At 67.2% G+C, this 14,541-nt stretch carries 13 protein-coding genes; 7 read left to right on the top strand and 6 right to left on the bottom strand.

Annotated features, from left to right (window positions below):
- Window positions 1-190 precede the first annotated feature (190 nt).
- On the bottom strand, window positions 191-1,627 hold the full coding sequence (pyk, locus tag E1956_RS05895; protein ID WP_134747792.1) for a pyruvate kinase: 1,437 nt from the start codon (window positions 1,625-1,627) through the stop codon (window positions 191-193).
- On the opposite strand from pyk, the gene E1956_RS05890 reads away from it, so the two are divergent.
- Window positions 1,626-2,033, top strand: coding sequence for a hypothetical protein (locus tag E1956_RS05890; protein ID WP_134747791.1), 408 nt, complete (start codon window positions 1,626-1,628; stop codon window positions 2,031-2,033). The two genes, pyk and E1956_RS05890, sit on opposite strands and share 2 nt — an antisense overlap.
- On the opposite strand, the gene E1956_RS05885 is transcribed toward E1956_RS05890, so the two are convergent.
- Window positions 2,030-3,229 carry a phosphoglycerate kinase gene (locus E1956_RS05885; protein WP_134747790.1) on the bottom strand — a complete coding sequence of 400 codons (1,200 nt, stop codon included), beginning with the start codon at window positions 3,227-3,229 and terminating at the stop codon, window positions 2,030-2,032. The genes E1956_RS05890 and E1956_RS05885 overlap by 4 nt on opposite strands.
- 545 nt (window positions 3,230-3,774) lie before the next feature.
- On the opposite strand from E1956_RS05885, the gene E1956_RS05880 reads away from it, so the two are divergent.
- The 5 genes from E1956_RS05880 (at window position 3,775) to E1956_RS05860 (ending at window position 7,940) form a co-directional block, all read left to right on the top strand.
- Window positions 3,775-3,969, top strand: a complete 195-nt coding sequence (locus E1956_RS05880; protein WP_028217833.1) for a zinc-finger domain-containing protein — start codon at window positions 3,775-3,777, stop codon at window positions 3,967-3,969.
- 240 nt (window positions 3,970-4,209) lie between these two features.
- The gene (gene waaF / locus E1956_RS05875; RefSeq protein WP_028217834.1) at window positions 4,210-5,235 is read left to right on the top strand and encodes a lipopolysaccharide heptosyltransferase II; all 1,026 of its coding nucleotides are present in this window, start codon (window positions 4,210-4,212) and stop codon (window positions 5,233-5,235) included.
- A gap of 313 nt (window positions 5,236-5,548) precedes the next feature.
- Window positions 5,549-5,995, top strand: coding sequence for a nuclear transport factor 2 family protein (locus E1956_RS05870; RefSeq protein WP_134747789.1), 447 nt, complete (start codon window positions 5,549-5,551; stop codon window positions 5,993-5,995).
- A gap of 192 nt (window positions 5,996-6,187) precedes the next feature.
- Window positions 6,188-7,306 (top strand): hydrolase, encoded by a 1,119-nt coding sequence (locus tag E1956_RS05865; protein WP_134747788.1) that lies wholly within the window; start codon window positions 6,188-6,190, stop codon window positions 7,304-7,306.
- On the top strand, window positions 7,299-7,940 hold the full coding sequence (locus E1956_RS05860; protein WP_134747787.1) for a DUF2946 family protein: 642 nt from the start codon (window positions 7,299-7,301) through the stop codon (window positions 7,938-7,940). The genes E1956_RS05865 and E1956_RS05860 overlap by 8 nt, the downstream gene beginning before the upstream one ends.
- Before the next feature lie 46 nt (window positions 7,941-7,986).
- On the opposite strand, the gene E1956_RS05855 is transcribed toward E1956_RS05860, so the two are convergent.
- Window positions 7,987-9,864, bottom strand: coding sequence for a M48 family metalloprotease (locus tag E1956_RS05855; RefSeq protein WP_134747786.1), 1,878 nt, complete (start codon window positions 9,862-9,864; stop codon window positions 7,987-7,989).
- Window positions 9,865-10,045: 181 nt separating this feature from the next.
- On the opposite strand from E1956_RS05855, the gene moaC reads away from it, so the two are divergent.
- Window positions 10,046-10,525: a cyclic pyranopterin monophosphate synthase MoaC gene (moaC, locus tag E1956_RS05850; protein ID WP_134747785.1), complete on the top strand. Its 480-nt coding sequence runs from the start codon at window positions 10,046-10,048 to the stop codon at window positions 10,523-10,525.
- A 72-nt stretch (window positions 10,526-10,597) separates the two neighbouring features.
- On the opposite strand, the gene E1956_RS05845 is transcribed toward moaC, so the two are convergent.
- The 3 genes from E1956_RS05845 to E1956_RS05835 all read right to left on the bottom strand — a co-directional run bounded on the left by E1956_RS05845 (window position 10,598) and on the right by E1956_RS05835 (window position 14,349).
- Window positions 10,598-12,418: a PglL family O-oligosaccharyltransferase gene (locus E1956_RS05845; RefSeq protein ID WP_134747784.1), complete on the bottom strand. Its 1,821-nt coding sequence runs from the start codon at window positions 12,416-12,418 to the stop codon at window positions 10,598-10,600.
- A 300-nt stretch (window positions 12,419-12,718) separates the two neighbouring features.
- Entirely contained in the window at window positions 12,719-13,255 is a 537-nt protein-coding gene (locus E1956_RS05840) for a pilin (protein WP_256377771.1), read from the bottom strand.
- Between the two features lie 383 nt (window positions 13,256-13,638).
- A complete protein-coding gene (locus tag E1956_RS05835; RefSeq protein WP_134747783.1) occupies window positions 13,639-14,349 on the bottom strand; it encodes a TerC family protein in 711 nt (236 codons plus the stop codon).
- Between the last annotated feature and the right edge of the window lie 192 nt (window positions 14,350-14,541).

The following is a 14,541-nucleotide window of genomic DNA, read 5'->3' as shown; positions in this document are numbered from 1 at the left end:
TTGACAGCCCGCACGCTGCCTCAAGCGCGTACGGGCCGCAACTGCATCGAAAAGACGCCTAACTGGCACCTATCTGGCACCGATCGTATACCATTTTGATACCAATCGATGCCAGCGGTTACTCACCGACAGGCGCCAACCTCACGATTTCGCGAGTCTCGAAAAAAAAGCGAAAAAAATCGCCGCGAACTCAGAAAACGTCGCCGACCCGCACGATCTTCAGCGTGTTGGTGCCGCCCGGCTGGCCCATCGGCTCGCCCACGGTCAGCACGATCATGTCGCCGCGCGCAGCGTACCCCTTGCTCACCAACACCTCGATGGCCTGCTGGAGCGCCGTGTCACGGTCGCTGCTGGTGTCCAGATGCAGCGGCGTGACATTGCGGTAGAGCGACATGGCCCGCTCGCTGCCGGTGCGCGGCGTGAGCGCGAAGATCGGCACGTGGGTCCAGTGACGCGACATCCACAGCGCGGTCGAGCCCGACTCCGTGAGCGCCACGATCGCCTTCGCGCCCAGGTGGTAGGCAGTAAACAGCGCGCCCATCGCGATCGACTGGTCGATGCGCGTGAAGGTGCGGTCGAGGAAATCCTTGTCGAGCTCGGACTGCTCCGACTTCTCCGCTTCCACGCAGATCGCGGCCATGGCCTCGATGGTCTGCACCGGATACTTGCCCGCCGCCGATTCGGCCGAGAGCATCACGGCGTCCGTGCCGTCGAGCACCGCGTTGGCGACGTCCGAGACTTCGGCGCGCGTCGGCACCGGCGCGTGGATCATCGACTCCATCATTTGCGTGGCCGTGATCACGAGCTTGTTCGACTCGCGCGCCATGCGGATCATGCGCTTTTGCAGCGCCGGCACCGCGGCGTTGCCCACTTCCACGGCCAGGTCGCCACGCGCGACCATGATGCCGTCGGACGAATCGAGAATCTCCTGCAGCGCCGGAATGGCCTCGGCGCGCTCGATCTTCGCGATCATCTTCGGCTTGACGCCGTAGGGCGCGCCCGCGATGTTCGCGAGCTGGCGCGCCATTTCCATGTCGGTGGCGTTCTTCGGGAACGACACGGCGACGAAATCCACGGAGAGCGACATCGCCGTGCGGATGTCTTCCATGTCCTTCGCCGTGAGCGCGGGCGCCGTGAGGCCGCCGCCCTGGCGGTTGATGCCCTTGTTGTTCGAGAGCTCGCCGCCCACGCGCACGGTCGTGTGGATCTCGCTGCCGATCACGCGCACGACGTCGAGCACGAGCAGGCCGTCGTTGAGCAGCAGCACGTCGGCGGGCTTCAGGTCACGCGGCAGGTCCTTGTAGTCGAGGCCGACACGCTCGTCGTTGCCGAGCTCGCACTCGGCATCGAGGATGAAGGGGCTGCCCGGCTCGAGCATCGTCTTGCCGTTCTCGAACTTGCCTACGCGGATCTTCGGGCCTTGCAGGTCGGCCATGATCGCAACTTCGCGGCCGGCCTGGCGGGCGCATTCCCGCACCATTTCGGCGCGCTGACGGTGGTCGTCGGCGGTGCCGTGCGAGAAGTTGAGGCGCACCACGTCCAATCCCGCGCGGATCATTTTCAGCAGGATATCCGGCGTGCTGGAAGCCGGACCGATGGTGGCAACAATCTTGGTGGCGCGATGCATGAGTCTCCTCGTCTGGAAAGGATCGCTGGAAAAACCGTTGCTGCGAGATGTGCTGGCCGGCTCGGGCGCCGATACGGCGTGGCCGGAACGCGCACCGGTCATACCCGGCGTCGCTTTCTTCGAGGGCGCGGCGTCAGTCGGCGAGACTGGCGCGGCGTTTCTGTTGCTTGTGTCCGTGTCCGCGGCGGGCGTCGCGTTCGCCCGCGCGGTATCTGTATCTGCGAGGGGCGCTGCGCGCCCCTGCTCTTTCGCGTCTTTTACGTCATTGACATCTGTTGCGGCCCCGGCGGCGGTGCGCGGCCTGGCCGCGCTGGCGCGAGGAGCCCTGGCCTTGGCGGCCTGGGTGGCGTTTGCCACCTTGGCTACCTTCGCCGCTTTACCGGCCGGGGCGCGCGGCGCCACTTAACCAGCCGCCCGGGTTTCGAGCACTTCGACTGCCGGCAGCTTCTTGCCCTCGAGGAATTCGAGGAACGCACCGCCGCCGGTCGAGATGTAGCTGACCTTGTCGGCAATGTTGTACTTCGCGATGGCCGCGAGCGTGTCGCCGCCGCCGGCGATCGAGAACGCGCCCGAATTCGCGATGGCGCTCGCGAGCGTCTTCGTGCCGTTGCCGAACTGGTCGAACTCGAACACGCCAACCGGACCGTTCCACACGATCGTGCCGGCCTGCGCGAGCTGCGCGGCGAGCGCGTTGGCCGTGACCGGGCCGATGTCGAGGATCATGTCGTCGTCGGCCACGTCGGCCACGTTCTTCGTCTCGGCCTTGGCCGTCGGCGAGAATTCCTTCGCGGTCACGACGTCGGTCGGGATCGGCACCGAGGCGCCGCGCGCGCGCGCCGCTTCGATGATGGCCTTCGCATCGTCGATGAGATCGACTTCGGCGAGCGACTTGCCGATCTTCAGGCCCGCCGCCAGCATGAACGTGTTGGCGATGCCGCCGCCGACGATCAGCTGGTCGACCTTCTCGGCCAGCGACTTGAGGATGGTGAGCTTGGTCGAGACCTTCGAGCCCGCGACGATCGCCACGAGCGGGCGCTTGGGCGCGCCGAGCGCCTTGCCGAGCGCGTCGAGCTCGGCCGCCAGCAGCGGGCCCGCGCAGGCGATGCCCGCGTACTTCGCGATGCCGTAGGTGGTGGCTTCGGCGCGGTGCGCGGTGCCGAAAGCATCGTTGACGTAGATGTCGCAGAGCTTCGCCATCTTCTGTGCGAGCTCGTCCGAATTCTTCTTCTCGCCCTTGTTGACGCGGCAGTTTTCGAGCAGGACCACGTTGCCCGGCTCAACGTTCACGCCGTTTTCGACCCAGTTGGCGACGAGCGGCACGTCGCGGCCGAGCAGCTCGGCGAGGCGCTTCGCGACGGGTGCGAGCGAGTCTTCGGGCTTGAATTCGCCTTCGGTCGGACGGCCCAGGTGCGAGGTGACCATGACGGCCGCGCCGGCGTCGAGCGCCGCCTTGATGGCCGGCACGGAAGCGCGCACGCGGGTGTCTTCGGTGATGTTGCCCTGGTCATCCTGCGGCACGTTCAGGTCGGCGCGGATGAACACCCGCTTGCCCTTGAGCTTGCCTTCGGAGATCAGATCGGAGAGACGCAGAACCTTGTTCATGGACATGTCAGCTTGATGGTGGGAAGGCGGTGTCAAGCCGATGCGGGTGCCGCGCGCAACGAGGGCGCGGGCGGCGAAGGCGCGGTGGGCGCGGCGCGGGATCCGCGCGGCTGCCGGTTGCTCACCCTGCTGGCGCCGCTGCGGGTCGCTGCTCGGCGCCGGGCGCGAGGCCAGCATCGAATTGCGAGATCGGTATTTTAGCCGATAGCCAGGATGATCTGAGGCGTGCTCAGCGAATCTCGCGTATTTGCGCATGCGCCGCGCCGACCTGACGGGCACGGCCGGGGCAAGCGCATCCATCCGGCCCCGCTAACCGGACCCTCTGCCTCAACGCCACGAAAGTGCCCCGAAACCCCGCCGCACGCGCCCGCGAGCGCGCGTATGGCGCACAAATGACGTTAAAATGGCTCTCTTTGCCTGGCGCATGCGTGAGTGACGCGCGCGACCAGGCATGGCGCGACAGACAACGAGATATGCGCGCACTGGCGCGCGCTGGTCAGACGGCCCGCCGCCTGCGCCCCATTGATACACAGAGAATCATCCTCATGAGCGAACTCAAGGAAATGCCGCTGGTCGAGTTGAAGGCCAAGGACCTGCCCGCGTATTGCCCGAATCCGTCGATGCCGCGCTGGAGCAATCATCCGCGCGTCTTTATCGACGTGACGCACGGCGAAGCGAAGTGCCCGTACTGCAGCACCCGCTACAAGCTGCGTGACGGCGAGGTCGTGCACGGCCATTAAGCCGGCCACTGCGGCGACTCCGGCGACTCGAGGCGCGCCTGCGGGCCAGCACCGGCTTCGGCCGGGGCACGTGCACGCCGGCGATGCTCTGGATGCCTCGCGCCGTATTTCGCGCTGTATCGCATCGCAGGCCCTGGCCGCGTCCCTGTCTCCCCTAACCGCGTTTCGCGCGCTCGCTCTGACCCGAAGTGGCCAAAGCGCGCGCGAAATCCTTGCCCTTTTTCCGGACCCTGACTCCCGATGCGCCGCGCGCTGGTAATTGCACCGAACTGGATCGGTGACGCACTGATGGCGCAGCCGCTCCTTTCGCGGCTCGTAAAACTGCATCCGCGCATCGATATCGATGCGCTTGCGCCCACCTGGGTCGCGCCCGTGCTCGAGCGCATGCCCGAGATACGCGACGTCTACGCCACCGACCTCGCCCACGGCAAGCTGCAGCTGCTGCGTCGCTGGCAACTGGCCGGCGACCTGCGCGCCGAGCGCTACGACGCGGTCTATGTGCTGCCGAATTCGCTGAAGTCCGCGCTGATCCCGTGGCTCGCGAACATCCCGCTGCGCATCGGCTACACGGGCGAGAGCCGCTACGGCTTCCTGAACGTGCGCCACACGAATCCGCCCAAGGACGAGCGCCCGCCCATGGTCAGGCACTATGCGGCGCTCGCCTACGCGCCCGGCGCCACCGTGCCCGACGACCTGCCGATGCCGCGCCTCGAAGCGGATCCGAACGAGGCCTCGCGCGTCTCGGCGCGCTTCAATCTCGACACGCGCGTGCCGCTGCTGGTGTTCTGCCCCGGCGCCGAATACGGTCCCGCCAAGCGCTGGCCGCCCGAGCATTTCGCGGCGCTCGCGCGCATGGTCGGACAGTCGTTCCCGTATACGCAGATCGTCGCGCTCGGCTCGCCCAAGGACGCGCCGCTCGCCCAGGCCATCGCCGACAAGGCCCCGAACGTGCGCAACCTGTGCGGCCAGACCGCGCTCGGCGAAGCCTGCGCGCTGATCTCGCGCGCGAGCGCCGTGGTCACCAACGATTCGGGCCTCATGCACGTGGCCGCGGCGCTGCGCCGGCCGCTGGTCGCGCTCTACGGATCGACGGATCCGCGCCACACGCCGCCCTTGTCCGAGCTTGCAAAGGTACAATGGCTTCATCTCGACTGTAGTCCCTGCTTTGCGCGCGAGTGTCCGCTCGGGCATCTGAACTGCCTGCGCGAACTGAGCCCGGAACAGGTCTTCGACGATTTGCGCGGTATGCTGGTCGCCCAGCGCTAGCCGCACCGAACCCGGCGCGGTGGCGCGTGTCGCGCGTGGCCCATCCGGTTTGCCTTCAGCCCGCCTGGAGGCTGACGACACCCGGCACGCCTCACGCGCTTCGCGCTGCGGATGTGCGGCACGCCACCGACGCGGTGCCTCGAGCGCGCGCCCAATTCAGGTAACGCGCAACGAAGCGGGGCGTCACAGGCCTGTCTCGCGATCGCGGCATGCTCGCGGCTGCCAGCCGCAACGCAGGTCTCGCGCATCGCAACTGAAGCAATCGCCGAAGCAAACGCCAACCCGCGCAAGAAGCGCATCAGATCAACGAGCCATGCCACGTTTTGCCCACATCTTCGAAGCCGCCGCGGACACTCTCAACGCGTACTATCAGGCCATCGCGGAGGTCAATATCGACGCGTTGATGGGCCTGTGGATCGATGAGGAGTTCGTGAGCTGCATCAGCGCCGAGGGCGCGCATCTGCACGGCCTGTCCGACATTCGCGCCGGCCTCGCCGCAGAGTTCGAAGCGGCGCCCGTGTCGATCGAGCCGCTCGACATACGCGTCTACGACAGCCTCGGCACGGTGGTCTATGCAATCGTGGAGGCGCATCGCCCCGTGGATCCGAACGCGATTCCGGCGATGGTCTTCACGACCTATGTGATGGTGCATGAGCGCGGCGAGTGGCGCATCGCGCACATTCACGCGAGCCGCATGCCCGACGACGCAGCCAGCCAGTTCTCCGCGAGGCTGCGCCACGGCCAGGGCGCATTGCACTGACACGGATAGCAGCGGGAAGCAGGGAACGGGCGCGCCACGAAGCAGGACAGCAGTAGCAGAAAGTGAAAGCGCAGTAGAAAGCAACAAGTTGCACGGGACCAGAGCCGGAGCGCTGCATGGGACTGGAGTCGAGCTTAAAGCACGAATCCAGCCGACAACTGAAGCGCCTGCTCGAGTCGACAGGGGATGGCCATGAGCACGACAGGCGACGAAGCGGCGATGAGCCCAAGAAACGACGAAGCGGCAAGACGCGCCGCAACGTCGGTCCTGAACAGTGCGAGCGGTTACCCGCAGGCCGGCTCGACCTACCGCGCGCCCTTCTGGCTGCCTGGCGCGCACATCCAGACCATCATTCCCGCGCTGTTCTCGCACCTGCCCCTGCCCGCCTACCGGCGTGAACGCTGGAACACCCCCGACGGCGACTTCATCGATCTCGACTGGGTCGACGCGCCTCGCGCAGCCACTGCGGGCGCCAATGCAAAAACTGCGACGGGCGCCCGGCCCGATGCCCCACTCTTCGTCCTGTTCCATGGCCTCGAAGGCAGCTCGGGCTCGCACTACGCCCGCGCGCTCGCAGCGGCCGCGCATGCGCGCGGCTGGCACGCGGTGATCCCGCACTTCCGTAGCTGCAGCGGGCCGATGAACCTCCTGCCGCGCTTCTACCACCTCGCCGATGCCGCCGAAGTCGACTGGGTCCTGCGCCGTCTCGCGGCGCGTCACACGGGCCCGCTCGTGGCGGCCGGCGTTTCGCTCGGCGGCAACGTGCTGCTGCACTGGCTCGCGCAGCAGCGCGAGGACGCGCGGATCGTGAGCGCCGCGGCCGCGATCTCCGCGCCGCTCGACGTGCACGCGGGCGGCAAGATGCTCGCAAGCGGCTTCGGCATGATCTACACGCGCAGCTTCCTGAAGACGCTGAAAGTGAAGGCGTTGCAAAAGCTCGAGCAGTATCCGGGCCTGTTCGACCCGCAAGCCGTGCTGGCGACGCGCAACATGTACGAATTCGACGACGTCGTGACCGCGCCGCTGCATGGCTTTCAGAGCGCGCACGACTACTACACCCGCGCGACGGTTCGTCCGAAGCTCGGCGAGATCGTCGTGCCGACGCTGCTCATCAATGCGCGCAACGACCCGTTCCTGCCCGGCGACGTGCTGCCCGCGCGCCACGAAGTGAGCGCCGCAGTCGAGCTCGACCAGCCCGAAGGCGGCGGCCACGTCGGCTTCATGACGGGGCCGTTTCCGGGCCGCAGCGACTGGCTCGCACAGCGCGTGACCCGCTATCTCTCGCCTCACCTCCCCACGACTCATGGATGACATCGTCAAGCAGGCGCTCGCGCGCTGGCCCAACGTTCCTCATTGCACCGGCTGGCTGCTGCTCGACGCGCGCGGCCACTGGCGCCTGCGCGACGAAGCCGACCAGGCTCAAGGGGCGCCCGGCACGCCGATCCGGCACGAGGCGCTGATCGGGTTCATCAATCGCAATTACGAGCGCGACGCGAACGGCCAGTGGTTCTTCCAGAACGGGCCGCAGCGCGTCTATGTCGAGCTCGAATACACGCCGTGGGTCGTGCGCCTCGCGAGCGCGAACGGCGGCGCGCTGACGCTCACCGATCAAACGGGCCAGCCATTCGAGCCGGCCGCCGTGTACGTGGACGAGCACGGTAGCGTGCTGTTCGAGCGCGCGCTGCCGGATACGGCAGGCGCAAGCGCCGATGTCGCCGATGTCGCCGATGTCGCCGCTCCCGCGCCTGCGAGTGTGGCACTGCTGCACGATCACGATCTCGACGGCTTCACGGAGCATGCAACGCTCGCCGAGGATGGCGCGAGCGGCACGTTTCACTGGCGCGCCGGGAGCGCGCTGCCCTTGCAATCCATCGCACGCGCAGACGTGCCGGCGCGCTTCGCGTTCGTGCCGAGTCCGGAGCAAGCGGAAAAGGCTGCGCGCTGAGCTGAGCCGAGGCGGCGAGCGTTACGCGCCAATCCGCGCGCGCCGCTCATCCGCTGTCCTTGTCCTCCGCACGCTCTTCCTTGTAGCGCGCCTCGAATTCGTGCAGGCGCGCGTCGATCGTCGACAAATCGTAGAATCCCACCGACTTCATGTCGCGCGCCTCCTTGAGCTGCCGGATCGCCGACGGCCACGCCCCATCGAGCGCGAACTTCTCCGCGAGCGCGCGCCGCTGTGTGAGCAGATCGCCCAGACCCGCGCTCGACTGCGCGAGGTACTGCCACCACGCCCCCTGACGCGGCTCGGACTCGGCCTCGCCGCGCGCGAGCGTCTGCGCCTCCTTGAAGCGGCGCGCGCCGATCAGCGCCTGCAACAGGCTGTCAGTGGCCGCGTGGGACGCGGGCCACGCCGCATGCGCGGCCTGCGCGAGCCGCACGGCTTCGTCGGTGCGGCCCGCGCGCCGCGCGATCTCGGCGGCCAGCACGTCGAGGCTCGACGAACTACGCGGCGCGCGAGGCGCCTTGCCGCCCTCCGCCGCCTCGACCCGGGTGAATGCCGCCCGCGCATTGGCCAGCGACGCCGCTGCGTCGTCGTAGCGTTCGACCTGCAGTTGCGCAAAGGCGATGCCGTACCAGTTCGCCGCCACATTGAGCGCAACGCGATCCTCGATCTCGGCGCGCATGCGCGAGATCTCGTCGAGGTAATCTCCACGCGAGCGGTCCTGCAGCACGCGCACGCGTGCGCGCACGAAACCGTATTCGGGCGACTGGCGCGGCTGCCGATAATCCGCGCGGCGGGCGCGATCCTGCATGTCGGCGATTCGCGAGACGGTGAGCGGATGCGTGCGCGCATAGGCCGGCACGCCGGCGTCGCTCATCGACGCGCGGTCGAGCCGCTCGAAGAACGCCACCATGCCCCACGGATCGTAGCCGGCGCCGGCCAGCAACTTGAAGCCGACGCGGTCCGCCTCGTGCTCGGCGGCGCGCGAGAAGCGCAACTGGCTATCCACAGCATAGGCCTGGCTGCCGATGGCGATCGCGCTGCCGAGGTCGCCGCTTCGCGCCAGCACGCCCGCGAGGATGCCGAACAGCAAGCCCGCGAGCGCGGCGTAGCCGCTGCGCTCGCTTTGCGAGAGCATGCGTGCGATATGCCGCTGCAGCACGTGTCCCATCTCATGGCCGAGCACGGAGGCGAGCTCCGACTCGGTCTGCGTGGACACGATCAGCCCCGTGTTCACGCCAATGAAGCCGCCCGGCAGCGAGAACGCATTGATCTGGCCGTCGCGCATGGCGAACAAATCGAAATCCGGCCGATAGCCGCCGATGAACTGCGCCGCCGCCGACGCCGCGAGGCGCTCCGCAACCGAGTCGAGATAGTCGCGCACGAGCCAGTCGCCGATGTAGTCGGGGTCGCGCCGGATCTCGCGCATCACACGCTCGCCGATGCGGCGCTCGGCCTGCGGCGTGAGTGCGCCGCCCGAGCCGTCACCGAGATCGGGCAGTTGCGGGACCCAGGCCGGCGAGCGTGCACTGGCGTTGCCGGAGGTTCCTGACGAATTCGCGGATTGCCCCGATCCGGCTGCGCCGAAGCGGCTCTGCGCGCCGCCATACGTGCCGAATACGCCCTGTGCAATCGAGGCAGGAATGACGGGGTCGGCCTCGTCGTCGAGCGGGCCGCTCACGAGCGCGGCCGCATTGGGTGCGAGCGTAGCGACGCCCGGCGTTGCGACGCCCGCTTTGCCGGCCGGCGGTCTGCCTGCGTTCGGCCCGGCCGCGCCGGACGCGGAAGCGCTCGCCACACCGAAATCAAGCACGGCAGCACGCGCAGCCGATGCCCCCGCCCTACCGCCCGGCGCCTGCGCGTACGCTTGCGGAGGAACGGCGAGCGTTGCACAAAGCGACGCAGCAAGCAGCCGTTTCAGATGCATCGGTGACAAGATCTGGAAAAGCGGATTGCCGGCTCGGCGGCCAGCCACCGGGCAATTGTAGCCGCGTGGCCCGCTATTCCTGCCCTCGGATGCGCAAGCGTGGACTAGCATAGGTCCACGCGCCCGGGTCTCGCCCACGCACCGCGCTGTTAAGATAAGCGCCCTTCACGGAGAACCCATCATGCCCGAACTCACGCATTTCGACGCCGCAGGCGACGCGCACATGGTCGACGTCGGCGGCAAAGCCGAGACCAAACGCATCGCCGTAGCGAGCGGCACGATCCGCATGCTGCCCGCCACGTTCGCGCTGGTGCGCGACGGCAACGCGAAGAAAGGCGACGTAATCGGCGTCGCGCGCATCGCCGCGATTCAAGGCGCCAAGCGCACCTCCGATTTGATTCCGCTGTGCCATCCGCTCGCGATCACGCGCGTGAAGGTCGACTTCGCGCTCGACGAGACACTGCCGGGCGTGCATTGCACGGCACAGGTGGAAACGCTGGGCCGCACTGGCGTGGAGATGGAAGCGCTGACCGCCGTGCAGGTGGGCCTGCTGACGGTCTACGACATGTGCAAGGCGGTGGACCGCGGCATGACGATCACCGATGTGAAAGTGCTGGAGAAGCACGGCGGGAAGTCGGGGGATTGGGTAGCGCAGGGGTAAGGCACTGCGCCGCGCGCGAGGCGTGTTCAGCTGCGCCGCGGCGAGCGAAGGCTCAGCCGCGGCGCCAAACAATCAATCGTCCGAATCGTCTTCGTCTTCGTCGACCTTCGTTGTGGGCGGGCCGTACTTCTTGAGCAGCGCGGCCTTGAAACCCGCGAGCGTCGGCTCGTCGTCGCACAGGCTGTAGAGCGAGGCCAATTGCGTGGGCCAGTCATGAAGCTCCAGCGCGAAGATCTTCAGGCGCTCGACCGTATCGAACGCACCATCCATATTTCCGTCGAGTGCCTGCAACGCGGCATAGCGGCGCAGGACGGTCTCACCCGGCAGCAGCGCAATCGCGCGCTCGTGCGCGGCGAGTTTGGTGGCGAGCTCCGCGGCGTTGACTGGCATGAGTGTCGCCATACCGTAATCGCCCCAGGCGCGGAACAGGAGCGACGGCTCCTCCGCATACTCTTGCGCGGGATGCGAGCCGTAATACAGCACTTCTGCGCGGTTGTAGTCGCGCACCACCGGCCATAGCGACGCGATCCCGCCGAACACGACCACCGCATACACGGCGCGCGTGACGCCCGGGGACACGAAGCGCAGCGGCCTGGTCTCGAGCAGGCCGAACACGAACATCGCGGGCAGCAGGAAGAACATGTACTGCTGCGGATACTCGACGAGCGCATGCATGACCAGCGCGCCAATCAGCGCGAAGCCGAAAATGCGCTCTGCCGTATGCGGCGCACGCAGCGCGCGCACGAACCAGGCGACGAGCCCGAGCACGACGATCGCGCAGCCCAGCACGCCGGTCTTGGCCAGCAAGTCGATGAAAATATCGTGCGAGTTGTTGGCGATTTCGACGCCGCCCAGCTTGCGCGCAAGCTCGAACTGATGGATCGGGAAATCTCCCCAGCCCACGCCCAGCAGCGGATGCGTCTTGAACATCGTCCAGCCGTAGCGCCACAGGGCGATACGCGGCGCGATCTGGCCGGCGTCCTTGAAGCGGTCGGCCGCCGACTGGTCGAGCTGCAACTGATAGTGGACGTTGGCCCAGCGCACGAACCCATTCACGGCGAAGAAGATCGCGAAAAGCACGATGGGCACGACCCAGGCACGCGCGCTGCCGGCCCACGCACCTGCGCCGGCGGTATTGCCTGCCTCGTCTTCGGCACGCACGCCGCGCGTCGCGGAAAGCGCCATCCAGAACCCCGCGACGACGATCACGGCCATCTGCAGCCACGGGCCGCGCGACACGGTAAGCGCCAGGCCGCCCGAATAGATCACCGACAGCACGACCCACAGCAGGACGTTCAGCCGGCGCGTCTGCACGAGATACAGCGCCGCTGCCGTCGCAAACGCGATATAGGTCGCGAGGTGATTGGCCTGCGCCATGTTGCCGAACGGGCGCCGGTCGAACTGCACGTTATAGGCGACGACGAGCGGCGTGACCTTGGCTTCGAGATGCAGAAGCTGGATGACCTGGCAGAACACCGCGAACAGGCCGCCGATCACGAGCGCCCAGGCGCCCCACACCATCGCCGCGCGCGTGAGGTTCACGCGCGTGATGCCGTAGCCCGCGTGAACGGCCATGAAGGCGGCCAGCAGATAGCCCGCGCCCAGCCAGTTCATCGAAGGTTGGGCGACCGGCAGCACGAAAGTCTGCGCGACGAGCAGCAAGCCGAAGGCGAGCGGCACGAGCGCGACCACGGGCGATCTGAACTCGATGGCCGGCCGCGCGGAACGCACCAGCAGCCAGACCCCGGCGCCGACCAGCAGATAGAGCGCGAGCGCGGTGAATTCAGCGTAGAACGTCGGGATCGGATAGGTGTGTGCGACGACTGCATAAGGCAGGATCAACGCAACGGCCAGCAAGACGAACGTAAGGTAACGCGCAAAAGAAGAAGGCATGGGATTGGGGGGCGTCAGCAACCGGCGCACTATACAAAACTTTTCCCTCCCTGTGCTGAAGGTTTGCGGACAGCAGACGGACGAAATTCGCCCGAACGTGCCACGGCTACGATATTTACGCCCCGCATTGCGCGCCAGCCCCGCATTGGTGCAGCGTGCGTAATGCATAGCGGCACGCGAGCGAGCGATTGCGCACCGGACGCCCTCATGGAGTCCGGTGCGCTTGCAAGCGGTCTTATGCGTTCCTTATGCGTTCCTTATGCGTGCCTGAAACGTGCCCTACGCATACCTTATGCATGCTCAGGCGCGGCACTCCGGCGGCGCCAGGTTGGCAGGCAGCGTGGCCGCATCTGCAGGCGTCGGTCCCGTACCCGGCTCGCCAAGCGACGAAGCCGACTTGCCGCCCGCGAAGCACTCCCACGTGAGCGTGCCGCCCTGCACGCTGCCTTGCGTGAGCGCCACGCGCGCCGTGGGCGATTCGGCGTTATCGGGCACGGAGGGCACCAACACGATCGTATTGCTGCCCTCGGGTGCGATGCGAGCGGTGAACGCCACGGTGATCTGGCCGGTCGTGTCGTCCACCCGCACGGAGGTCACGTTGCGCGTGGCCGGCGGCGTCGTGTAGCCCGCGCCGAACGCATTGCCGCTCGCGGCGTTCTCGGCCACCGCAAGCCGCGCGGCGGAGGCGAGCGAGAGGCCCTCGCCTACCCGGCTGCGCGCGAGATAGTCCTGATACGCAGGAATGGCATACGCGGCGATCACCCCGACGATGGCCAGCACGATCATCAATTCGATGAGCGTGAAGCCAGGCGCGGCCCAGCGCCTCGCGAGACGCACGAACGCCCGGCAGGACCGCGCGAGTGTAGCCGCGGCGTGGCTGGCAAACCCATGTGTTGCAAACGCAGGCGTGGCAATGGCGGGCGTGGCGAAAGCCTGCGCGGCACAGACGCGCGAAGCACACGGCCCGGCGGCGCGCGATGCGCGCGGGCCGGAAGCTGAAACGGATGGAGATACGATCATCATCAGGGCTCCTGAAACGAGAAACGCCTGCTCACGAAAAGGTGAACAGGCGCTTCGATCGTATCGGCGGCCCCGTCTGCGCAGCAGTCGGCCGGATGGCTTAGGCGCGGTGCTGTCGGTGCATCGATCGGCGCGATGACCAACGCCGTGGTCCACACGATGGCTCGCTCAGAGCCACCGGCAAGGCTCCATCATCGCGCTCAACGCGAGCCCTGCGTGCGCCGCTCATTGCGGCGCTTGAGCAGATGGCCGAGGGCGACCACGAAGAGCGCGCACGCCACGCTCATTCCATATTCGGCGGCAGGCGTATCGAGCAGCGGCCAGCGGTCGCCGGCCGGATCGTTAATGATCAGCCCGCCCGCGATCCAGCCGAGCAGCGCGGCGCCCAGCGTTATCACCACGGGATAGCGGTCGAGCAGCCTCAGCACGAGCTGGCTGCCCCACACGATCAGCGGGATGCTGACCATCAGGCCGAAGATCACGAGCGCGATACGGTGGCGCGGGTCGGCGGCCTCGGCGGCGCCTGCGATGGCCACGACGTTATCGAGGCTCATCACTGCATCCGCAACGATGATGGTCTTGATCGCACCGATCAGCTTGTCGGAGGGCTTCACATCGGCATGCTCGAGATGCGAAGGCGCAAGCAGGCGCACGCCGATCCACAGCAGCAGCAGGCCGCCCGTGAACTTCAGATACGGCACGTTGAGCAGCACGACCGCGAAGGCGATCAGCACGACGCGCAGCACGATCGCGCCGACAGTGCCCCAGACGATGCCGCGCAGGCGCTGCTGCGCGGGCAGGTCGCGGCAGGCGAGCGCGATCACGACGGCGTTATCGCCGCCGAGCAGGATGTCGATGACGATGATCTGAATGACCGCGCCCCAGTGGAGCGACGTGAAGAACTCGAGCATGAAGGCGGGAGCGTGAGTGCGGCAACAAGGCGCGTCCGCTCAAAAGTCATGATGGGCGCGCCAATAAAAAAGCGAGGCAGCCATGACTGGCTCCCTCGCCTTTGTTCGGAAACCTCATGAAAGGCTTCCGCAAGCATATCAAAAAACGCCGACCGCCCGCGCATGCGTGATGCGCGAGCGTCAACGAAATCT

Origin of the sequence: Paraburkholderia pallida (assembly GCF_004524855.1) — a bacterium.
In the GTDB taxonomy this organism is placed as follows: Bacteria; Pseudomonadota; Gammaproteobacteria; order Burkholderiales; family Burkholderiaceae; genus Paraburkholderia; species Paraburkholderia oxyphila.
This window is presented reverse-complemented; position numbering and strand designations above follow the sequence as displayed.